The sequence below is a fragment of the Empedobacter sp. UBA7620 genome, assembly GCF_002484185.1.
Classification (GTDB): domain Bacteria; phylum Bacteroidota; class Bacteroidia; order Flavobacteriales; family Weeksellaceae; genus Empedobacter; species Empedobacter falsenii_C.
In genome coordinates this window covers 68001-91217 of the sequence record NZ_DLJI01000026.1, presented here as the reverse complement: position 1 = coordinate 91217, position 23217 = coordinate 68001, and the positions used below count along the sequence as shown (strand labels likewise).

The window sequence follows — 23217 nt, the reverse complement described above, 5'->3', positions numbered from 1 at the left end:
AAAATTATTAAAAATGGCAATTCAATTTTCAGAAGAGACACAACAAAAAGTAGATAAAATCATTGCACGTTATCCAGAGGATAAAAAACAAAGTGCATTGATTCCTTTGCTTCATGTGGCACAAGCTGAGTTTGGTGGTTGGTTAGACACACCTCATTTAGATTATGTTGCAGAAGTATTGAATATTTTACCAGTAGAAGTTTACGAAGTAGCTTCATTTTATTCGATGTTTAACTTAAATCCTGTAGGGAAATTTGTGTTAGAAGTTTGTCAAACAGGACCTTGTATGTTAAGAGGTTCGGACAAAATTATCGAGCACATCAAAACAAAATTAAATATCGAAGCTGGTGGAACTTCGGCAGATGGTTTATTTACATTAAAACCAGCCGAATGTTTAGGAGCATGTGGTTACGCGCCAATGTTACAGTTAGGAAAAACGTATCGTGAGAATTTAACGATCGAGAAAGTAGACGAATTAATCGAGGAATTGAAAAAATTAGCATAATGGGACAAAAATTACTGTTAAAAAATATTGATGTTCCAGGTATTCGTCATTACCAAGCTTACCGCGAAAATGGTGGTTATGCAAATGCTGAGAAAGCATTTAAAATGACAACGGATGAAATCTTAGAAGAAGTAAAAACTTCTGGTTTAAGAGGTCGTGGTGGAGCAGGTTTCCCAACTGGAATGAAATGGAGCTTTTTGGCAAAGCCAGAAGGTGTTCCAAGACACTTAGTGGTAAACGCAGACGAATCAGAACCAGGAACGTTCAAAGACCGTTTCTTGATGGAATATATTCCTCATTTATTAATTGAAGGAGTTTTGATTTCATCATTCTGTTTAGGATCTAATACATCATTTATTTATATCCGTGGAGAATATGCGTGGGTTGCAGAAATTTTAGAAGAAGCAATCGACGAAGCAAAAACTGCAGGTTGGTTAGGTAAAAACATCCAAGGAACTGGATTCGATTGCGAAATTTATGTTCAACGTGGAGGTGGAGCTTATATCTGTGGTGAGGAAACGGCATTGTTAGAATCTTTAGAAGGTAAACGTGGAAATCCACGTCTAAAACCACCTTTCCCAGCTGTTAAAGGTTTATGGGGAAGACCAACAGTTGTAAATAATGTAGAAACTATTGCTGCAATTGTTCCAATTATTGAGATTGGAGGAGAAGCATATTCTAAAATTGGAGTTGGGCGTTCTACAGGAACAAAATTAATTTCAGCTTGTGGTAATATTAATAAACCAGGCGTTTATGAAATTGATATGACCATTACGGTTGAAGAATTTATTTATTCAGATGAATATTGTGGAGGAATTCCAAATGGAAAACGTCTTAAAGCATGTATTCCTGGAGGAAGCTCTGTGCCAATTGTTCCAGCAAACTTATTGTTAAAAACTGCTGAAGGTAAACCTCGTTATATGAATTACGAAAGTTTATCAGAAGGAGGTTTCCAAACAGGAACAATGATGGGGTCTGGAGGATTTATCGTGTTAGACGAAGATCAAGACGTTGTTTATCATACCTATACATTAGCTCGTTTCTATCGTCACGAATCGTGTGGACAATGTTCACCATGTCGCGAAGGAACTGGTTGGATGGAGAAAATCTTGAAAAGAATCGATGAAGGAAAAGGAAAAATGTCTGATATCGAATTGTTATGGGATGTACAACGTAAAATCGAAGGAAATACAATTTGTCCATTAGGAGATGCAGCGGCTTGGCCAGTTGCAGCGGCAATTCGTCACTTCCGTGATGAGTTCGAATGGCATATTAATAATCCAGAAGAATGTTTGACGCGTAATTTTGGTTTAGCACATTATGCTGATCCAATCGAAATTAAAGAAACCGCAAATTAATACGAAGATGGCAGAAGAAACACCATTATTTAAAGTTACCATCGATAACGAAACGATTGAAGTACCTGCGGGAACAACGATCCTTCAAGCCGCTCGTATGATTGGTAAAGAAGTAGCACCTCCAGCGATGTGTTACTACGGTAAATTAGAAAATACAGGAGGAAACTGTAGAACGTGTTTGGTAGAAGTATCAAAAGGTAGTGAAGCAGATCCTCGTCCAATGCCAAAATTGGTTCCGTCTTGTCGTACAACAGTTATGGACGGAATGGTTGTAGGCAATAAAACATCTGAGCGTACAGTTGAGGCACGTAAAGGGATTGTTGAATTATTATTAATCAATCACCCTTTAGATTGTCCAGTATGTGATCAGGCAGGAGAATGTAAATTACAAGATTTAAGTTACGAGCACGGAGCAGAAGCAACGCGTTACGAATTTGATCGTCGTACATTCCCAAAAGAAGATTTAGGTCCAAATATTCAGTTGAACATGAACCGATGCATTTTATGTTATCGTTGTGTAAAAACTGCGGATCAAATCACAGGTTGTCGTGAGCATGGTGTAATGAATCGTGGAGATCACGCTGAAATTTCAACTCATATCAACAAAAGTTTAGATAATGAATTCATCGGAAATATTATTGATGTTTGTCCAGTTGGAGCTTTAACAGATAAAACGTTCCGTTTCAAAAACCGTGTTTGGTTCTTGAAACCAGTTGATGCTCATCGCGATTGTCCTACTTGTTCAGGTAAAGCACAAGTGTGGTTCCGTGGAAATGAAGTTTTCCGTGTAACAGCTCGCAAAGATGAATTTAACGAAGTAAAAGATTGGATTTGTAACACATGTCGTTTCGATAAAAAAGATATCAACGATTGGACGTTAGAAAAACCATCAGAAATTTCTAAAGATTCTGTTGTTCGTCAAGGTCATTACTTTGAGAATAAAGTGGAGCCAAAAGAAACACTTCCGAAAGTGATCAAACGCGATCCAAAAATTTTATTAGATATTCACTCGGTTTCTGAAGTAAATGAACCAAATCGTGATTTATCAAAAATTGATGGACCAGCAACAAGTAAAGATTTTAAAGATTAATCATTCGTAAATAAAATTAACAAAATGACAGAAGAATTTATTGCTGATGCATTAGAAAAGTTAGCTTTAGTAGGCGTAATGATTGGTTTTGCATTAGTTGTTGCCATGTATTCTACTTGGGCTGAGCGTAAAGTTGCAGCATTCTTACAAGATCGTATCGGACCAAACCGTGCAGGTATTTTTGGTTTATTACAACCGCTTGCCGATGGTTTAAAATTATTCTCGAAAGAGGAAATTACACCAAAAGATTCGAATAAATTTTTATTCATCTTAGGTCCATCTTTGGCAATGATTGTAGCTTGTATGACAGGTGCAGTTATTCCATGGTCGACAGCTTTCGAGATTGGAGATCGTGTAGTTGTTCCTCAAATTGCAGATGTTAACATCGGATTTTTATACATTTTAGGTGTATTAAGTTTAGGTGTTTATGGAATTATGATTGGTGCTTGGGCATCGAACAACAAATACTCTTTAATGGGAGGTTTGCGTGCAGCTTCGCAGATTATTTCGTACGAATTACCGATGGGAATAGTGTTAATCACAATTTTGATGATGACAGGTTCTTTAAAATTGAGTGATATTGTACATTATCAACAAGAGCATGCGTGGTTTATCTTATTACAACCATTAGGATTTATTATTTTCTTGGTTTGTTCGTTCGCAGAAACTAACCGTACTCCGTTCGATTTACCAGAAGCAGAAAATGAGTTAATTGGAGGTTATCACTCAGAATATTCTTCGATGAAGATGGGATTCTTCTTATTCGCAGAATACATCAACATGTTTATCAGTTCTGTAGTAATTTCTACCTTATATTTTGGTGGATACGATATCCCATTTGTAGACGATGCAACATTAGTAAACTCTATCGGAGTGAATGGAACGGCAATTCTTAATTTCCTTTCATTATTCGGTAAAGCTTGTTTCTTCATCTTCTTCTATATGTGGGTGCGTTGGACGATTCCTCGTTTCAGATATGACCAATTAATGGATTTAGGTTGGAAAAAATTATTGCCTTTAGCATTAATCAATATGTTAATTACAGGCTTAGTGATTTTATTATTAAACAAGTAGAATCATCAAAATCATTAAAAGTATGAAACCAATTACAAATAGAGTAAAACAAGTAGAACGTAAACCCCTTACTTTTTGGGAAAGTATCTATTTGATTTCTATCGCAAAAGGGTTGATGATTACATTGAAGCATTTCTTTTCGAAGAAAGCAACAATTAGTTATCCAGAAAAACAAAGACCGTTTAGTCCTGTATTTAGAGGATTACACGTTTTGAATAGAGACGAAGAAGATCGTGAAAATTGTACGGCTTGTGGACTTTGTGCTTTGGCTTGTCCAGCAGAAGCAATTACAATGGAAGCAGCAGAAAGACTTCCTGGTGAAGAAAATCTTTACCGCGAAGAAAAATATGCAGCGAAATATGAAATTAACATGTTACGTTGTATTTTCTGTGGATTCTGTGAAGAAGCTTGTCCAAAAGATGCTGTTTATTTATCGCAAACAGTTCCACCAGCAAGTTTCAAACGTCAAAACTTTATCTATTCGAAAGAAGATTTATTAATCCCGAAAAAAGCTACAAATTAATGGAATTACCTATCATTTTATTCTATGTTTTGTCGAGCTTAACGGTGTTAAGTGCGCTACTAATGGTGTTCAGTAAGAATCCTGTACATTCCATTTTATATTTAATCGTAACATTCTTCTGCATCAGCGGACATTATGTATTGCTAAACGCACAGTTTTTGGCAATTGTAAACGTCATTGTCTATGCCGGAGCAATTATGGTATTGTTCTTATTCGTGGTGATGTTGATGAACTTGAATAGTGAAAAGAAATCATTTGGTCGACCAGCAAAAATATTAGCAGCGAGTTTAATCTCTTTATTATTTATTGCCTTGACAATTAGTATTTTCTCACAAAATCAAGCTTCTGCAAACACAGCTGTAGAAATGGGAACAGGTGATTTAGGATTGATTCACAATTTAGGATCATTGTTGTATTCAGAATATGTTTTACCATTCGAGTTGAGCAGTATTTTGTTTATTTCTGCAATGATTGGAGCGGTGATGTTATCGAAAAAGGACGAAGAATTATTGGATTAAATATAAAAAGTAAAAGATGTTACCAATCAGTTATTATATTACTTTATCATTAATCCTATTCGGAATAGGAATGGCTGGCGTAATGATTCGTCGTAACGCAATTGTCATTTTTATGTGTATAGAATTGATGTTAAATTCTGTGAATTTGTTGTTAGTAGCGTTCTCAAAAATGCACTATCACGCAAATCCAGCATTAGAAAAAGGAACAGATGCACAACTTTTAGTATTCTTTATTATGGTTGTGGCTGCGGCTGAGGTTGCTGTAGGATTATCAGTGATAATTTTATTGTTCCGCAAAGTATACTCGGTAGATATTAATGTGTTAAATCGTTTAAAAGGTTAAGAATGGAGCAGTATATATGGTTAATTCCTTTGATTCCATTCATCGGATTTTTAATTAACGGTTTAGGACGAAATGTACTTTCTAAAAGCTTAGTGACTTTCATTGGAAGTGGAGCAGTTTTGGCAAGTTTCATTTTATCAATCATGGTTTTTATGTCAGTTCCATCAGGAGCAGATGCACAACCATTAATTTTTAAGGCATTTGATATTATCAATATTCCAACTTTACAAGTTCCGTTTGCATTTCAAATTGATGCATTAACGAGTTTGTTCTTGTTAATTATTACAGGAGTTGGATTTTTAATTCACGTGTATAGCTCGGCTTACATGAGCGAAGACAAAGGATTTGCAAAATTCTTTTCTTACCTAAATTTATTCATCTTCTTCATGTTGATTCTTGTTATGGGAAACAATTTTGTAATGATGTTTATTGGATGGGAAGGAGTAGGATTATGTTCATTCTTGTTAATTGGTTTTTGGTTTACAAATCCAGAATATATCAAAGCAGCGAAGAAAGCCTTCATCATGAACCGTATCGGAGATGTTGGATTTTTATTGGCGATGTTTTGGATTTTCAAAGAATTTGGAACGTTAGAATATGTAAAAGTATTCAGCCAATTAGCAATTGATTCATCTGCATTTACAGGTTTTGTATTAACAGGAATCACATTATTGTTATTCTTAGCAGCAACGGGTAAATCGGCTCAATTACCATTGTTCACTTGGTTACCAGATGCGATGGCAGGACCAACGCCAGTTTCAGCACTTATTCACGCTGCAACAATGGTAACGGCAGGTATTTTTATGATTACACGTTGCAACGAATTATTTTCGGCAGCACCGATCACATTACAAGTTATTCAGTACGTAGGAATTGCAACAGCTTTTGTTACTGCAACTATTGCAATGCGCCAAAACGATATCAAAAAAGTATTGGCTTATTCTACAGTTTCTCAATTAGGATTAATGTTCGCAGCAATTGGTTCTGGAGCGTATATCGCAGCAGTTTTCCACGTAATGACGCACGCATTTTTCAAAGCATTATTATTCTTAGGAGCAGGTTCTGTGATTCACGGAATGCACCACGAGCAAGATATGCGCAAAATGGGGGGATTGAAGAAATACATGAAAATTACACATATCACTTTCTTGATTGGATGTTTGGCAATCGCTGGTATTCCAGGATTATCAGGTTTCTTCTCGAAAGACGAAATGTTATTAGGAATGTTTGTTTCTAATCCAGTTGTTTACGGAATCGGATTTATCGTTTCTGTGATGACAGCATTCTACATGTTCCGTTTATACGCGATGACTTTCTTAGGAGATTTAAGAGATAAAGATGCTCATCCGCACGAAAGTCCAGCAGCAATGACAATTCCATTAATCATCTTAGCAGTTCTTTCTGTTTTTGCAGGTTATGTAGGAATTCCAGCGTTGTTTATGCAAGACGGACACAAACTTCAAACTTTCTTAAGTGGAGTTGTATCAATCGGAGAAGCTCATCATGTTTCTCATGCAACAGAATGGATGATGATGGGAGCTTTATTACTTTGTGTGCTTGGCGCAATTTATTATGCCATCAAGAAATACACAAATCATGTAGATGGTGAAGCAAGTGGAATTGCAAAATTCTTTGAGGATAAATGGTACATCGACGAATTATACGACAATGCAATTGTAAAACCATTGTTCGAGTTAGGTGATGTCTTGAAAAAATATGTAGAAAAAGCAGGAATTGCAGCTTTTGTTTTAGGAGTTGGAACTGTTTCTGGTCGCGCATCAAAAAATGTACGTCAGCTACAAAACGGAAATGTAGGATTCTATATTATGCTAATGGTTGTTGGAATCGTGGCAGGTATCGCAATCTTTTTTATGGGGTATTTAATTTCAAAATAGGTTAGTAATGCTTTTATCTTTATTTATCATTTTACCATTAATAGTAGGAGTTTTTATGCTATTAATGCAAGGTCAAAAACCACAAAGATGGTTAGGAGCATTCGTTGGTGGAGCGTTGTTGGCGTTGTACTTGTTTATCACTTGCAAAGGAGGAAACAACGAGTTAACGTTTCAAACACAATGGTTCAATTTCAACAGCGTTAAAACTTATTTCGCGTTAAATGCTCAAGGTTTGGGAGGATTAATGATTTTATTAACTAACCTTACTTACTTAGCTCTTTTTGTTTATTTATCAACAACAAAACAAAAATATAGCAATACATTCTATGGGTTATTGCTAATCACTTTAGCAGGATTAAACGGAGTTTTCTTAGCAGAAGATTTAATTTTATTCTATTTCTTCTGGGAAGTTGTTTTAATTCCAGTTTATTTCTTAATCGGATTATTCGGAATTGGAAAAGACAAAATTCGCGCAAATATGACATTCTTCTTATACACGATTTTAGGATCGATGTTTATGTTAGGAGGAATTATTTACATCGGATTTTTCTTACAACCAGCATCATTTTTATTAACAGATGTTGTACAAGTTACAGGACCGCATTATTCAACAAATACAGCGTTGGCATTGTTATTCTTAATCGCTTTTGTGATTAAAATTCCAATCTTTCCATTTCACACATGGCAACCAACCATCTACAAAACATCTCCAACTCCATTAACAGTTGTACTTTCAGCTTTGATGGCGAAAATGGGATTATTTGCAGTGGTTACTTGGTATTTGGGAATGTTCCCAACAATTTCAGAATTGTTCAAATACATTACGTATATCGCAATTTTCGGATTAGTTTACGCTTCGTTAATCGCATTGAGTGCAAAAAATGTAAAGAAGATTATTGCATATAGCTCGATTGCTCACTTGGCTTTAATCTTCGTTTCAATATTTTCAGAATTAGCAAATGGTGTAACAGGAGCTTATTTTCAAATGTTTTCACATGGTTTAGTTGTTTTAGGATTATGGTTATGTGTTGATATTATGGAAAGAAAATATGATTTGACAGATATCAAATCGATTGGTGGTTTAGCGAAAGTTGATCCAACATTATCTATCTTATTCATGATATTCGGTTTAGCAAACGTAGCATTACCATTGACAAGTTCATTCATCGGAGAGTTTATGATGCTTTCAGCATTGTTTACACACAATCCAGTTTTATGTGTTGTGGCTTGTTTAGGTGTTATTTTATCTGCCGTTTATACGTTGAGATTATCAAGCGCATTATTGTTTGGAGAAGTAAAAAACATCAAACAAAAAGATGCTCAAAAAGGAGGTTTTGGACCAATTGCAGTTTTATCAGTAATCGCAATCATAGTGATTATTTTAGGAGTTTATCCAACACCAATTTTTAATTTATTAGCACATTAATCATTTTTGAATAAATAGATATGAATACGATTATTTTATCAGCACTTTCAGGTATTATTTTGATGTTTAGTGGATTCTACATCAAAAATAATCGTGCCTTAAATATACTTTCTGTTGTTCTGTTTTTCGGAATGATTGTAGGAGGAATTTTCGATTTGAAAGGTTGCTCAATGTTCGCAGGAAAATTCGATAATATGATTGGACAGTCGCTTTACGGCGTTTCGTTCTTTATCGCATTGGCGGGATTGGCAATTTTTTACTTATTGTTGAACAAAGATTCGTTTGGAAAAGTAGGAAAACATGTGGCAGAATATTATGCCTTAATTTTCTTCTCTTTTACAGGAATCGCCGTTTTAGCACAATTCCACAACTTAGTAATTATGTTCTTAGGAATCGAATTAATGTCAATTCCAATGTACATTATTGCAGGAACAAACAAAGAAAGTCTTAGAAGTACAGAAGCTTCTGTAAAATATTTCTTGATGGGAGCTTTCTCAACAGGGATTTTGATGTTGGGTGTAACATTTTTGTATGGCGCAACAGGAACTTTTATGGTTGATCAATTGGTGAACTATAACAAAGATTTCGAAACAATTTATTACGCAGGATGGTGTTTAATCATCTTTGCATTTTGTTTCAAAGTTTCTGCAGCTCCTTTCCATGCATGGACACCAGACGTTTACGACGGAACACCAACTGTGTTTACATCGTTTATGTCGACAATCATCAAAGGAGGATCATTTTTAGGATTTATTTTAGTCTTAAAATCATTCCCAACAAATGTAGAATATGCCGAATATTACCGTTTATTATTTGCGTCAATCATCATTTTGACGTTATTTATCGGAAACTTCGGAGCAATTTCTCAAAAATCTGTCAAACGTTTGATGGCTTATTCATCAATCGCGCAAGCAGGTTTCATGTTATTTGTTTTGTTTAACATCAATTCATCATCTAAAGAGGCTTTGATGTTCTATACGATTGCTTATTCGGTTGCGAATTTCATTATTTTCTATACGATTGATCAATTCAAAAATCCAAAATTTGAAAGTTTCATTGGTTTAGGAAAAGCAAATCCAGTTCTGGCTGCAGCGATGACAATTTCTTTGATTTCGTTAGCAGGTATTCCATTAACAGGAGGTTTCTTCGCTAAATTTATGGCATTAAGTATTGGAGGAACAAACGATAAAAACCTATTTTTGATTGTAATTGCATTGGTTATGGCAGTTTTGAGTATGTATTATTACTTCAAAATCATCAACTATATGTATTTCAAAAAAGGAAAAAACAAATTAAAAACACAAGACGGATTAACGAATTTCCTTTTAATCATTGGAATGGTTATCTTAATTGTGATGGGAATTTTTCCAGGAATATTATCTTCATTTTTGCAAACGCCAATGTGGTAATTGTAGAATGATTATTATATAGTTTTTTATTATTTATTATTTAAAAGCTCGTGTCAAGTACTTGACACGAGCTTTTTTAGTATATTAACATTCTAAAATGTTCAACTAATTTTATGAAGATAACTTTATCGATTATAGTATTTTGTTTGCATTCAATATTATTCTCTCAACAAATTGAAGAATTAAATCGAATATTGAAAATTGATTCATTGAAATTGCATGAAAATGAAATTAGAATTTATAAAAAATACGCTACATCGACAGGTTTAGAAATGTTTCGTCTTTATAATGTTAAAGATGATTATTGGAAAGCAGAACTGTATCAAACAAAAGCAGGAACAATTGATAATGTAACTAAAATTAGAATTGTTAAAGAGAAATTAAACTCTTTGAGTAATCTTGAATTAATTTGGTTTAAAATTTTAGATACAGATATTTTATACTTGCCAGATTTTGATAAAATAAGCTATAAGCTAAAAAATAAATCAAATCAATATTCTATAGAAGAAGGAAGTATCGTAAACACGAAAAAGAAAACATCGATTCTTGATGGAGTAAGTTATTACATTTTGATTAATAGTAACAATAAAAAAAATACGATTCATTATTATAATCCAGAGAACTATCTCGAATATTATCCAAATGTTGATGAATTAATATCGATAAAAGAATTATTAGATTTGATAAGATTAGAGTTTGGTTGTTTAAAGTAATCAAAAGCTTGAAACAAAACTGACTTGTTTCAAGCTTTTTCGTATTTTTGAGAGATTAAAGTTTAATGATTAGTTAGAAATGAGAAAATTTACTTTACTAATTTGCCTTTGTTTGGTACAATTTGCTTTTGCGCAACGCAAAGGATATTGGCAACAAAAGGTAGATTATAAGATTGATGTTGATATGAAAGAAAAAGCATATCAATACGATGGAAAAATGCAATTGAAATACACGAACAATTCAGGACAAAGCCTGAATAAAGTTTATTTTCATTTGTATTTTAATGCTTTTCAACCAGGAAGTATGATGGATAATCGTTTGCAAAACATTCCAGATCCTGATAAACGAATGGCAACGAATGTCGGAACAAAAGAAAATCCAAAATATGTTAGCCGTATTTCTGAATTAAAACCAGATCAAATCGGTTATCAAAAAGTGACTTCTCTTAAGCAAGACGGTAAAGCCGTTTCGTATAAAGTTGATGGAACAATCTTAGAAGTTACTTTAGCAAAACCAATTGCAGAAGGACAAACTTCTACTTTCGATATGATTTGGAATGCGCAAGTTCCTGAACAAATTCGTCGTTCTGGACGTAATTCGAAAGATGGTGTAGAATTTTCTATGGCGCAATGGTATCCAAAAATGGCAGAATTCGATCCTGAAGGTTGGCATTTAGATGAATATGTTGGTCGCGAATTTTTTGCTCCTTTTGGTAATTTTGATGTTACAATCAACATCGATAAAGATTATGTTGTGGGAGCTTCGGGAGAATTACAAAATCCAAACAATGTAAAAGGTTATGTGAAAAATCCTACAATCAAAGCAAAAAATGGTAAAGTAGCTTGGAATTTCAAAGCTGAAAATATTCACGATTTTGTTTGGGCTGCAGATAAAGAATTTATTGTGGAGCACGAAAAATCTAAACATGGCGTAGATGTTTATTTAGTTTACCAAGATAATGATAAATCTTCTGCGTGGAGACAAGCGATGCCTTATGCATTAGGTTTCTTCGATTATAATTCTGAACATTTTGGTGAATATCCTTGGAAAACATATTCAATTATTCAAGGTGGTGACGGTGGTATGGAATATGGTACTGCAACTTTAATTGCTGGAGGAAGTAATTTAAATAGCTTAATCGGAACTATTTTCCACGAAGCAGCTCACTCTTGGTACCAACAATTATTTGGTATCAATGAAACATACAACGAGTGGTTCGACGAAGGTTTTACATCGTATGTAGAGCAAATGGCGCACCTTAATGTTGTAGATAAATTAAAAGTAATGCCTTCAAATCCAAATCCAGATGCCTACAAAGGATATATTAATTTAGCACTTTCTGGTAAAGAAGAACCTGCAAGTTTATTAGCAGACTATTATAATACAAATTATGCATACTCTTTAGAAGCGTATTACAAAGGTCAAGTTTTAGCAATTCAATTGGGATATATTATTGGAAATGATAATTTAAACAAAACATTCCTAGAATTCTATAAACAATGGAAATTCAAACATCCATCAGGGAATGATTTCAAACGTGTAGCAGAAGAAGTTTCTGGAATTAATCTTAAATGGTATTTCAACTTATTTATCAATACAACACGCAAAATTGATTACGCTGTAGAAGCTGTAAACGGAAATACAATTACAATCGCTAATAAATCTGATTTTGCAATGCCGATTGATTTATTGGTTGAATATACAGATGGTTCGAAAGAATTATTTTACATTCCTTTACGTGAAATGCGTGGAGAAAAACCAGCAGAAAATTTAGTGGAATATCAAGGTGCAAAAAGAACAATTTTAGAAGATTGGTTCTGGACAAAACCTACATATGACGTTAAAGTTTCAAAAGAAGTTAAACAAGTTACCATCGATCCAACAAAACGTTTGGCAGATGTAAATGATAAAAATAATGTATTTACAAAATAATGTTATTAGCAGTAAATATTGGAAATACTAATCTTCGTTTCGCGGTTTTCAAAAGTGAAACGGAGATTATTACATGGACAATCAATTCAAAACCTTATCGTACCGAATACGAATTTTTTGCAAAATTCTCGAACATGTACGAGCCTTTCGGAATTGAGAAAGACGATATTACAGATATTGTGATTGGTTCGGTTGTGCCACCACTTACAGCAAGCGTTAAGATTGCTTTACAAAAGATTCACAAGTTCAAACCAATGGTTGTGGATCGTAATACGCCATCTGCAATCAAGCATAAGTCAAACCAAATGGGAACAGATTTATATGCGAATGCGGTAGCTGCACATTATCAAAATTATCAAGGTAAAAAAATTATCATTGATTTTGGAACTGCGCTAACTTTTTTAGGGATTGACGAATCGGCAAATGTCGGTGGAGTAGTGATTGCTCCCGGAATTATTACTGCCTTAAATTCGTTGGTAGGAGAAACAGCTCAATTACCAACAGTAGAACTGAAAGCACCTAAAACTGTTTTGGGATCTGATACAGAATCTTGTATGCAATCAGGAATGGTTTATGGTTTTTTGAGTATGGTCGAAGGAATGATCGATCGTATCAATGCCGAAGAAGGAGAACAATGTTATGTGATTTCGACAGGTGGAGTTGGCGGCGTTTACAAATCGTTGACAGATAAAATTGATATTGATGATCGTTTACACACGATAAAAGGTCTTAAAATATTATACGAATTGAATAAAGATTCGTTTCAGAAATAATTTATTTTAGATAAATATGATTAAAAAGCTCGCTAATTGCGAGCTTTTTTCGTTCTATATCAAATCATTTCAAAAAAAATGTTTAATTTTCTGTAACCTTTTTACAAACCTTGAGTCTATTAAGTAAGAAAGCAATTAACACACGTGAAATTATTTGTACTAAATCGAAAAAGTAAAGAAGAAATTTTAGTCGAACGACTAAAAAAGAACGATGCTTTGGCGCAAAAAGAACTCTACGAACAAAGCTCCAAAAAGATGCTGAGCGTTTGTAGAAGCTACATCGAAGACATGCATTATGCAGAAGATTGTATGATTAATGGTTTTTGTAAAGTCTTTAATCATATCGAGAAATTTCAAAATAAAGGAAGTTTCGAAGGTTGGATGCGTCGAATTATGGTCAACGAATGTTTAACTTTTTTACGTGCAAATAAAACATTGATTTATGTTGATGATGTAAGAGTTTCTAATTATGATGAAGCGGATGAAGAAGTAGAGGAAACGTGGTTAAATTTTAATGTGCAAGACATGTTAGATCAACTTTCAGAACCTTATCGATTGGTGTTTAATCTTCATATTCTCGAAGATTATTCGCATCAAGAAATTTCAGAAATGCTGAATATTTCGGTTTCGACCAGCAAAACGCAATTGTTTCGAGCAAAGGCAAAACTGAAAGAAATTGTTCTAAGTAAAAAGAAAATGACAAATGAAAAACAACGATAAAATATCAAACTATATAAAAGACGATTTAGAAAATCGTGAATTGAATCCTTCTCATGATGCGTGGGACAGAATTCAAGCTCGTATGGATGTCGCTCCATCACCACAAAAATCAAATTTTAAATGGTGGTTGTCTGCTGCGGTTGTGGCGTTATTTACGGTTTCTACATCAATTTATTTATTCTCGAATCAATCGAAAGATGATCAACCAAAAGAATTTGTAAATCATCAGGAACAAAATAATCCGCAACAAATTCAATCAGACTCTAATACAGTTCATTCTTCAGAATCGATTTTAGCGAATAATGAAAAGATTGATTCTTCTAAAAAAGAAGTTGAAATTCAGACACAAGAAGAGAAGAAACCAATTCAACATGGTAAAGTTCAAGTGGCAATAAACGAAGAATCTCAACAAGTTGAAATGGCTTTTCCAACGAAGAAAGAAGCTATTGTAGAGAAGAAAGAAGATTTAAAATCAGAAGCTCAACCAAAGAAAAATATTGCAGCTAACACAACATTAGATTCTGTAAAAGTGAACAAAAAGAATAAGAATTTTGTAGATCCAAATATGTTGTTGTATTCGATCGAAAATAAAGAAAATCTAAAGGAGTCAAACCAATCGCGCGTGGTTTCTATCGGCTTCAAATAAAACATTAATATCCCTAAATTAGCAAGATTATGATAAAAAAACTTATCGTAGCAGGATTATTATGCTTATCAGCTACATCACTATATGCTCAAAAATTTACATTTGATTTGAATGATAAAAATGAAGAAAAAATCAGTCCAATTGTAAAAGATCGCATCAGCGAATTTACGTTAGTGATTCGTCAAATTGTTCAGGAAGAAAAATCTGCAATGGAAAAGAAAATTGCGGCAGTTGACAAAGAATTAACAGAAGGAAAACTGAATGCTTCTGAGGCTACAGCGAAGAAAGAAGCGATTGCGAGCGTGTATTCGGGAACGATAAATGATCGTATTCAGGAGGTAAATTTCAATTTAGATGATATCATCAAACAACAAGTTGCATTTTCGATTATGAACGGCGAAGATCCAATTACGCCAAAAACGAAACAAGATGTGACGAAACGTTACCGAATTGCGAATCAAATTAATGGTTATGCTTCTTTTGGATACATGGCGTTTACAGGAAAAAAAGATGAGGAATTGAACAAACACGAGAAGTTTTCGAGCAACATTACAGTAGGTTTAATGTACGAAAGACAATTATCGTTAACAAGTCCTGTTAACTTTTTGGCAGGAGGATTATTTTCGTGGAGAACGTATCGCATCGACGATGATATGCGCTTTAATCGTGATGAAAATGGAAATGTTGGCTTGGTAAAAAGTGATAAATCGTTAGATAAATCGAAATTGCGTTCGGCCTATTTTATGGTTCCGGTTGGATTTAAATACAACTTTTCGAAAGTCAAAAATATTACCGATGATTTTGCATATCGTCCGCAAGGAAAACACTATATCGCAGCGTATATGTATGGAGGAACGTTGTTATCATCGAATAATATTTACAAAGGAGATGGTGTTCGCAACAAAGAACGTGGAAATTATAATGTGAATAATTTTATCTACGGAGCTGAAATAACAATTGGTTTAGGATTGATTGATGTTTTTGTAAGAAAAGATTTGAACAATTATTTTAAAGATAACACATTTGATAATCGTAAAATGATTCAGTTTGGCATAAATCTTGGATTATAACAATTATCTCAATCATAGTTTTAGTATTGAAATTTTATAACATAACATTTTTTTTAATATAATGAACCTCAGATTTATCTGAGGTTTCTTATTTGTAGAAAAATTTTCTAAACCTGTTCAAAAAAATTGTAAATTAGTACAAATCCAATGAGAGATGGTAAAATCTAAACTTAGTTGGCAAACACTTCTTCTCGTCATCATTTTTCTATTATTAATGATGGTTAACTTCACGTTTGTCAAAGCTTTTTGGTTTGGAGGAAATTTTTGGATAGACGAACCTTTTTTACGCATTGGCGTTTTCATGATTTCTTTACTTGCATCGATGTCTATTTTATACGATTTAACGTTTAATTTGACCTTATTTACGTTAAAAGAAGAAACGTTCGAAATCAGAACAATTTTCAAAAAAGATGAAATTCCATATCGAGCAATTTATTATTTGTACGAAGAAGAAGACATTTTTCGCTTGAATCGCAATCAAATTCTAACTATTCAAACCAAAAAATCAAAGTTCAGATTACGAAGTTTTTTTGATTCAAATTATGATCAAGTAAAAACTAAACTAACCGAAAAAGCAGAACAATACGTTAATTTATTAGCTTAATGATATTAAAAAAACGTCGCTCATAGACGACGTTTTAATTATTACTATTATTTTTTAAGTAAATCAAAATGTTTTGAATCAGCACTAAAATTGCAAGCGACGTAAAAAACATAAAGCCAACATAAATGGCAACTTGTTTGTCTTGACCAATTTTTATGAAGATAAAATAAGCCAAAAGCGTTCCCATGATTTGCATCAAAACGGCGCGCCAAGCAATTTTTTTTACAACAGTAGCATCTTTGGTTCTAAATCCAGCAATTCCTTGATAAATTGTCGGAAATATCAACATAATAAATGCGATTATTTTTAGAGGTGTTTCCATTTATACTTTTATTTCTTTCTGCATTTGTTCCACAACTTCGTAGGTTGCAGGACAAATTAGCGTGTTTTTTAGGGTAAGATGATTAATTTGATAAAACTTTTTGCGATCTGTATGCGGATATTCACGGCAAGCTTTTGGGCGATCTTCGTAAACCAAACAATAATTTTCACTATCCAAAAACGGACAAGGAACTTGCTGCAAAACGTAGTCGTTATCCTCATCAATTCGTAAATATTTATCAATAAATTGACTTGGTTTGATACGAAAAACATGCGCTAAACGCTCAATATCTTTTTGTGTAAAAAGCGGACCAGTTGTTTTGCAACAATTCGCACAAGAAAGACAATCGATGCGACTGAAAACATCTTCATGAATTTCTTCCATTTTTTGATCCAAGTTTTTAGGTGGTTTTTTCTTCAACTTCTCCAAAAACTTTTTGTGTTCGCGTTGTTTTTCTTTTGCTTTCGCAAAATATTCTTCTAAGAAATGATCTCCCATTTTTCTATTTCTCCTTCTTTTACTTCGAAAATCTCAGCGCAATCAACCATTTTGAGGTTTTCAACTTGTTTGAATCGCTCAGGATCTCTTTGTTCTAACTTCTTTAATAAATGGTTGAATTCATATTGCATTTGACCTATTGTGACGTCAATTTTAATCTTTTTGAAATCAAAATCAATTTTATTTCGGTCAAAGTTATAGCCTCGTCTTGTGGCTTCGTCCCAAACTTCTGCTAAATATTGATTAATCGCTTCAAGCGGTTTTTCGACAGCTTTGAAGCGAATTAATTGCGGATGATTTTTATAACCTTTTGTATTGCCTTCCAAAACATTTTTTGCCAAAAGCGTTTCGCGCCATAGTGCTACAATTCCTTTTGCATCGAGATATTTCGGATGAACAGACCAAATTCGCATTTGTTAGATTATTTATCTTTTTTGATGTCTTCTACATTTTCTACACCACGTAATCTGCAAAACTCTTCGATGACATTGTGATGAGAAACCGTTTTATCTTTAAAATAATTGACAAAATATTTCTTTTCTTCTTCTGTTGCTTCCAATTGATTCAAGATATTCATCAAGTGCATTTTCATGTGACCTTTCTGAATTCCAGTTGTAACCAAAGAACGCAACGCACCAAAGTTTTGCGCTAATCCAGCAACAGCAACAAACCCCATCAATTCTTTAGCATTTGGTTTTCCAAGAATTCCCATCGCTAATTTTACTAAAGGATGCAAAGCTGTCAATCCACCAATTGTTCCAAGAGCAGTTGGTAAATCAATCCAAAAACGGAAAATTCCATCTTTTACTTCGCAATGTGTTAATGAAGAATATTGACCATCTTTTGCGGCATATGTATGCGCACAAGCCTCTACAGCACGGAAATCGTTACCTGTTGCAATCACAACCGCATCAATTCCGTTCATAATTCCTTTGTTATGCGTTGTTGCGCGATAAGGCTCTATTTCTGCAATTCGAACCGCACGAGAAAACTTCTCGACAAATTCTTCTGAGGTTACATTCCCTTCTGCTAATTGCTCAACAGGACAAGAAACTTCTGCACGAACAATACAATCTGGCGTATAATTCGATAAAATACACATCACGATTTGAACTGAATCTTTTTCATCATCTGTAAAAGTAGAATCAGCTTCGATTTCGTTTCGTAATGTTTTGGCAAATTGCTCTAAACATGAATTGATAAAGTTTGCACCCATCGAATCCATTGTTTCGAAAGAAGCTTTTATTTGATAATAGTTTTCTAAATCAGCAGTTTTATCAATTAATTCTAAAGCTAAAATACCGCCACCACGCGCACGCATGTTTTTTGTGATATCATTTGTCGTTTCGATTAATTGATTTTTAATAGATGTTTCAAATCCATTTTGCAACTTTTTTTTGTCACCTTCGTACATAAAATGAACGTGACCTAATTTTGTTGTAGATAAAATAGTTGTTTTAAAACCACCACGAGTTTGCCAAAACTTTGCAGCCTTAGAAGCCGCAGCAACAACAGACGACTCTTCAATCGCCATTGGAATAGCGTATAATTCATCGTTGATTAAAAAGTTTGGCGCTAAACCAAACGGCATATAGAAATTAGAAACTGTATTTTCAGAAAATTCGTCGTGCAGTTTTTGTAAATCTGCATCATCATTCCAATATTGTTTCAATACTTTGATGGCAGATTCATCACCATTCAAATATTCATTGACAACCCATTCAATTTTTCCTTCTTTCGATAATTTCGAAAAACCTTCTACTGCTTGATGCTTCATATTGGATATTTTTTTATAAGACAAAATTACAAACGTTTTGATTGATAGAATGTATAAAAATACTTAAAACTTTTTGTACATCTTCTATTTATGTTCATTATTCGGTTGAAAGGGGTTTTCTAAAAAATATAATTGTTTATATTTGATTGTTTGAACTCACATGATTAGAAAATTAATATGAAAAAATTTATTTTAAGTTTAGCTGTCCTTGCGATGGGCGCTTATTCTTATGCACAACAAATAACCATTGAAGGGATATATGGCGGAAAATACCGCGAAAATACATTGTACGGAGTGAACTCATTGAACGATGGAGAAAATTATACTATTCTGACAAAAGACGGATTGGTAAAACGTTCGTATGAATCGACATTGAAAAAAGGTCAGACTTCTGATGTAGTTGTCGTTCCTGGAAAGTTTGAAGGTTATGAATTTAGTTCTGATGAGCGTTACGTTTTATTGCAAACTAATTCGCACCAAATTTATCGCCATTCGTTTACAGCAAAGTTTGAAGTGTATGATACACAAACAAAATCGAAAGTATTGTTATTTGATGGAAAAGGAATTCAAGAGCCTTTGTTTTCGCCAGATGCTTCTAAGGTAGCTTTTGCTTTTGAGAATAATTTATACATTCAAGACTTAAAATCGAACAAGGTAATTCAAGTTACAACGGATGGTAAAAAGAATAATATTATCAACGGGATCAACGATTGGGTTTATGAAGAAGAGTTTGGTTTCGTAAGAAATTTTGATTGGAATGCTGATGGAACGTCTTTGGCTTATGTTCGTTTTGACGAATCGAAAGTCAAAGAAATTAATATTCCGATTTACCACAATAATCTTTATCCACAAGAATTACGTTACAAATATCCAAAAGCAGGACAAGACAATTCGGAAGTTTCGTTACATGTTTTTGATACGAAGAATAACTCAACTGCAAATGTTAATTTAGGCGGAGTTCAGAATTATTACATTCCGAAAATTAAGTTCTCTACAAAAGCGAATTTATTAACGGTTGTAACGTCTAACCGTCATCAAAATAATGTAGATGTTTCGTTTTATGATATCAACACGAAAAAAGTAAATAAATTATTTACTGAAACAAATAAAGCGTGGATAGAAACGGATAATTTAACATTAGAATTTTTAGCAGATAATTCGTTCTTATGGACTTCTGAGCGCGATGGAAATAACCATATTTACCATTATGCAGATAGCGGAAAGCTAATTAACCAAGTGACGAAAGGAGATTGGGAGGTAACGAATTACTATGGGTATAATCCTGGTAATAAAACACTTTATTATCAATCAAACTCAAATAATGGAAAACGTATTTCGACAGAAAGACAAATTTCTTCGGTTAGTTTAGATGGTAAGAAAACAACAATGTTGACGAAAAATAATGGAACAAATTCGGCTGCTTTCAGTAAGAATTTTACGTATTTTATTAACACTTTTTCGAATACAACAACTCCAAAAACAATTAGTTTAGTAGAATCTAAATCTGGAAAAGATTTGGGTGTTATCGTTGACAATACTTCTTTAAAAGATAAATTGACTACAGATAATATTGGAACAAAAGAATTATTTGTGTTGAAAACTGCAGCAGGAAATGAATTGAATGCGTATGTAATCAAACCAAAAAACTTTGATCCAAACAAAAAATACCCAGTTTTGATGTATCAATATTCTGGACCAGGTTCTCAGAATGTAAACAATGCTTATTTCAACTCGAATGATTATTGGCACATGATGTTGGCGCAAGAAGGTTACATCGTTTTTTGTGTTGACGGTCGTGGAACGGGATACAAAGGAGAAGCTTTCAAGAAACAAACATATTTGCAATTAGGGAAATATGAGGTAGAGGATCAAATTGCTGCGGCGAAAGAGATTGGTAATTTACCTTATGTGGACAAATCTCGTATCGGAATTTGGGGTTGGTCTTACGGAGGATTCATGGCTTCGAATGTATTATTCAAAGGGAATGATGTGTTCAAAGCGGCGATTGCAGTTGCTCCTGTAACGAATTGGCGTTATTATGATTCTGTTTATACAGAGCGTTTTATGCGTACACCAGAAGAAAATGCAGCTGGTTATGACGATAATTCACCAATTAATTATGCAAATGACTTAAAAGGTAATTTCTTATTAATTTCTGGTTCTGCTGATGATAATGTGCATCCACAAAACACATTCGAATTATCGGAAGCGTTGGTACAAGCGAACAAAGATTTTGATATGGCAATTTATACCGATAAAGATCACGGGATTTATGGTGGAAACACGCGTATTCAGCTTTACCGTAAAATGACAAACTTTATCAAGAAGAATTTGTAAGAAAAAAGCTGTATTTATTAGAATACGCCAATGAATAAGATGAAACATTATTCAAATTGACAAAAATCATACATTAAACAAAAAAAACCTCTGCATTGTCGGAGGTTTTTTTTATTTTCGTTGATTGCTAATAAAATCTAAATGATATATTAGCGCTTAGTTAAAGAAATTATGAGTCAAAAATTAACTTTAGAGCAAATTCAAAACTTTGAAGGGAAATACCCAAAACAGCTTTGGCATTTGTTTATGGTAGAAATGTGGGAGCGTTTCTGCTTCTACGGAATGAGAGGAGTTCTTGCCATTTTTATGGTAGATATGTTGGGATTAACGGATGCAGAATCAAATTTAAAATATGGAGCAATCCAAGCTTTTGTTTATGCATTTACTTTTATCGGAGGTATTTTTGCAGATAGAATCTTAGGATTCAAAAAATCATTAATCTTCGGAGGGTTGGTAATGGTTGCAGGAAACTTATTAATTGCAACAGATCCTCATCAATTTTTCTATTACGGAATTACATTAAGTATTATTGGAACAGGTTTTTTCAAACCAAATATTTCTTCGATGGTTGGAGAACTGTACAAAGCTGATGATCCAAGACGTGATGCTGGATTCGGTTTATTTTATTCAGGGATTAATATAGGTGCATTTTTAGGAGGTATAGTTTGTGTTTATTTAGGTAAACAAGTTGGTTGGAATTATGCTTTCTTAGCGGCTGGTATCGTAATGATAATTGGAGTTGTTTTATTCTTATTTATCCGTAACGAGCTGGGACCAATTGGAGATTCTCCACTTGAAAAAATGGATCCTAAGAAAAGATTAATTAGAGAAGTAGCCGTATATGTAGGAGCATTGGTTTGTATTCCTTTAATTTTTATCATGATTCATAATACAGCATACACAGATATGTTTATGTTTATTGTAGGACCATTGGCAATTATTTATTATTTAATTCAATTATATAAAATACCAAGTTCTAAAGAAAAAAGTAAGTTTATCGCTGCTTTTATCATGATTACGTTCTCTATTTTATTCTTTGCAATTTTTGAGCAAGCAGGAGGTTCTTTAGCTTTGTTTGCAAACAAAAACTTACATTCAACTTTATTTAGCGTTCCATTAGATCCAAACATTGTGAATAATAGTGCAAACTCATTGTATGTTATTATTTTCTCACCTTTATTAGGTTTAGTTTGGTTATGGATGGCGAAAAAGAAAATTGAGCCAAACACAGTTGTAAAATTTGGTTTAGCTTTCTTGATGTTAGCAGGGGCTTATTATATCTTCTATTCTTTAAGATTTTTTGCTGACGAAAATGGATTATCATCATTAGAAATATTTGCATTAGCATATTTTGCAGTTACAATTGCAGAGTTGTGTTTATCACCAATTGGATTATCAATGGTAACAAAATTATCTCCAAAACACTTAGGAGGAATGATGATGGGATTATGGTTCTTAGCATCTGCTTACGGGCAATATTTAGCAGGAATCTTAGGAGCTGGAATGTCAGACCCAAGTCCAACAGCATCTTTAACAGATAAATTAATGGCTTATACAGATGGTTATCAACAATTGGCAATTTACTCTTTAGTTGCAGGTGTTGTTGTCATCGTATTGTCTCCATTTATTCGTAAATTAATGCAAGACGTAAAATAACTTTTAAGATATACTTTTAACAAACAA

23 protein-coding genes are annotated in these 23217 nt (G+C 33.5%); 19 read left to right on the top strand and 4 right to left on the bottom strand.

What is annotated here, in order from left to right:
• Positions 1-13 precede the first annotated feature (13 nt).
• The 17 genes from nuoE to B2217_RS05675 all read left to right on the top strand — a co-directional run bounded on the left by nuoE (position 14) and on the right by B2217_RS05675 (position 16600).
• Positions 14-505 (top strand): complex I 24 kDa subunit family protein, encoded by a 492-nt coding sequence (gene nuoE / locus B2217_RS05755; protein WP_038333366.1) that lies wholly within the window; start codon positions 14-16, stop codon positions 503-505.
• Positions 505-1863, top strand: coding sequence for an NADH-quinone oxidoreductase subunit NuoF (gene nuoF, locus B2217_RS05750; RefSeq protein ID WP_180905459.1), 1359 nt, complete (start codon positions 505-507; stop codon positions 1861-1863). Before nuoE ends, nuoF begins: the two co-directional genes overlap by 1 nt.
• 7 nt (positions 1864-1870) lie before the next feature.
• Entirely contained in the window at positions 1871-2953 is a 1083-nt protein-coding gene (locus tag B2217_RS05745; protein ID WP_038333449.1) for a 2Fe-2S iron-sulfur cluster-binding protein, read from the top strand.
• A 24-nt stretch (positions 2954-2977) separates the two neighbouring features.
• A complete protein-coding gene (nuoH, locus tag B2217_RS05740) occupies positions 2978-4027 on the top strand; it encodes an NADH-quinone oxidoreductase subunit NuoH (RefSeq protein ID WP_038333358.1) in 1050 nt (349 codons plus the stop codon).
• 22 nt (positions 4028-4049) lie between these two features.
• Positions 4050-4550 (top strand): NADH-quinone oxidoreductase subunit NuoI, encoded by a 501-nt coding sequence (nuoI, locus tag B2217_RS05735; RefSeq protein ID WP_038333352.1) that lies wholly within the window; start codon positions 4050-4052, stop codon positions 4548-4550.
• Positions 4550-5068, top strand: a complete 519-nt coding sequence (locus B2217_RS05730) for an NADH-quinone oxidoreductase subunit J (RefSeq protein ID WP_180905458.1) — start codon at positions 4550-4552, stop codon at positions 5066-5068. The genes nuoI and B2217_RS05730 overlap by 1 nt, the downstream gene beginning before the upstream one ends.
• A gap of 16 nt (positions 5069-5084) precedes the next feature.
• A complete protein-coding gene (nuoK, locus tag B2217_RS05725) occupies positions 5085-5411 on the top strand; it encodes an NADH-quinone oxidoreductase subunit NuoK (RefSeq protein WP_026357457.1) in 327 nt (108 codons plus the stop codon).
• A gap of 2 nt (positions 5412-5413) precedes the next feature.
• Positions 5414-7306, top strand: coding sequence for an NADH-quinone oxidoreductase subunit L (gene nuoL / locus B2217_RS05720; protein ID WP_291122190.1), 1893 nt, complete (start codon positions 5414-5416; stop codon positions 7304-7306).
• Between the two features lie 7 nt (positions 7307-7313).
• The gene (locus tag B2217_RS05715) at positions 7314-8732 is read left to right on the top strand and encodes a complex I subunit 4 family protein (RefSeq protein ID WP_038333343.1); all 1419 of its coding nucleotides are present in this window, start codon (positions 7314-7316) and stop codon (positions 8730-8732) included.
• 20 nt (positions 8733-8752) lie between these two features.
• Positions 8753-10141 carry an NADH-quinone oxidoreductase subunit N gene (locus B2217_RS05710; protein WP_180905456.1) on the top strand — a complete coding sequence of 463 codons (1389 nt, stop codon included), beginning with the start codon at positions 8753-8755 and terminating at the stop codon, positions 10139-10141.
• Between the two features lie 113 nt (positions 10142-10254).
• Positions 10255-10854 (top strand): hypothetical protein, encoded by a 600-nt coding sequence (locus B2217_RS05705; protein WP_180905455.1) that lies wholly within the window; start codon positions 10255-10257, stop codon positions 10852-10854.
• 79 nt (positions 10855-10933) lie between these two features.
• Positions 10934-12787, top strand: coding sequence for a M1 family metallopeptidase (locus B2217_RS05700; RefSeq protein ID WP_180905454.1), 1854 nt, complete (start codon positions 10934-10936; stop codon positions 12785-12787).
• Positions 12787-13560 carry a type III pantothenate kinase gene (locus B2217_RS05695; protein ID WP_180905453.1) on the top strand — a complete coding sequence of 258 codons (774 nt, stop codon included), beginning with the start codon at positions 12787-12789 and terminating at the stop codon, positions 13558-13560. The genes B2217_RS05700 and B2217_RS05695 overlap by 1 nt, the downstream gene beginning before the upstream one ends.
• 144 nt (positions 13561-13704) lie before the next feature.
• Positions 13705-14280 (top strand): RNA polymerase sigma factor, encoded by a 576-nt coding sequence (locus tag B2217_RS05690; protein ID WP_180905452.1) that lies wholly within the window; start codon positions 13705-13707, stop codon positions 14278-14280.
• Positions 14264-14926 (top strand): hypothetical protein, encoded by a 663-nt coding sequence (locus B2217_RS05685; protein ID WP_115002304.1) that lies wholly within the window; start codon positions 14264-14266, stop codon positions 14924-14926. The genes B2217_RS05690 and B2217_RS05685 overlap by 17 nt, the downstream gene beginning before the upstream one ends.
• Positions 14927-14955: 29 nt before the next feature.
• The gene (locus B2217_RS05680; RefSeq protein WP_115002306.1) at positions 14956-15996 is read left to right on the top strand and encodes a PorT family protein; all 1041 of its coding nucleotides are present in this window, start codon (positions 14956-14958) and stop codon (positions 15994-15996) included.
• Between the two features lie 154 nt (positions 15997-16150).
• Positions 16151-16600 (top strand): hypothetical protein, encoded by a 450-nt coding sequence (locus tag B2217_RS05675; RefSeq protein ID WP_147280029.1) that lies wholly within the window; start codon positions 16151-16153, stop codon positions 16598-16600.
• A 34-nt stretch (positions 16601-16634) separates the two neighbouring features.
• Here the strand turns inward: B2217_RS05675 and B2217_RS05670 are convergent, their stop codons facing one another.
• From B2217_RS05670 to B2217_RS05655, 4 genes are read right to left on the bottom strand one after another with little or no spacing between them, the layout of a single operon-like run.
• Entirely contained in the window at positions 16635-16922 is a 288-nt protein-coding gene (locus tag B2217_RS05670) for a hypothetical protein (protein WP_125348911.1), read from the bottom strand.
• Entirely contained in the window at positions 16923-17420 is a 498-nt protein-coding gene (locus tag B2217_RS05665; RefSeq protein ID WP_180905451.1) for a YkgJ family cysteine cluster protein, read from the bottom strand. It abuts the gene before it with no gap.
• On the bottom strand, positions 17402-17833 hold the full coding sequence (locus B2217_RS05660; RefSeq protein WP_180905450.1) for a pyrimidine dimer DNA glycosylase/endonuclease V: 432 nt from the start codon (positions 17831-17833) through the stop codon (positions 17402-17404). Before B2217_RS05660 ends, B2217_RS05665 begins: the two co-directional genes overlap by 19 nt.
• A gap of 8 nt (positions 17834-17841) precedes the next feature.
• Positions 17842-19197 (bottom strand): hydroxymethylglutaryl-CoA reductase, degradative, encoded by a 1356-nt coding sequence (locus tag B2217_RS05655; RefSeq protein ID WP_291122189.1) that lies wholly within the window; start codon positions 19195-19197, stop codon positions 17842-17844.
• A gap of 177 nt (positions 19198-19374) precedes the next feature.
• Here B2217_RS05655 and B2217_RS05650 point away from each other — a divergent pair, with 177 nt between their 5' ends.
• On the top strand, positions 19375-21534 hold the full coding sequence (locus B2217_RS05650) for a S9 family peptidase (protein WP_291122188.1): 2160 nt from the start codon (positions 19375-19377) through the stop codon (positions 21532-21534).
• A 171-nt stretch (positions 21535-21705) separates the two neighbouring features.
• Positions 21706-23190 carry a peptide MFS transporter gene (locus B2217_RS05645; RefSeq protein ID WP_125348915.1) on the top strand — a complete coding sequence of 495 codons (1485 nt, stop codon included), beginning with the start codon at positions 21706-21708 and terminating at the stop codon, positions 23188-23190.
• The last annotated feature ends 27 nt before the right edge of the window (positions 23191-23217 follow it).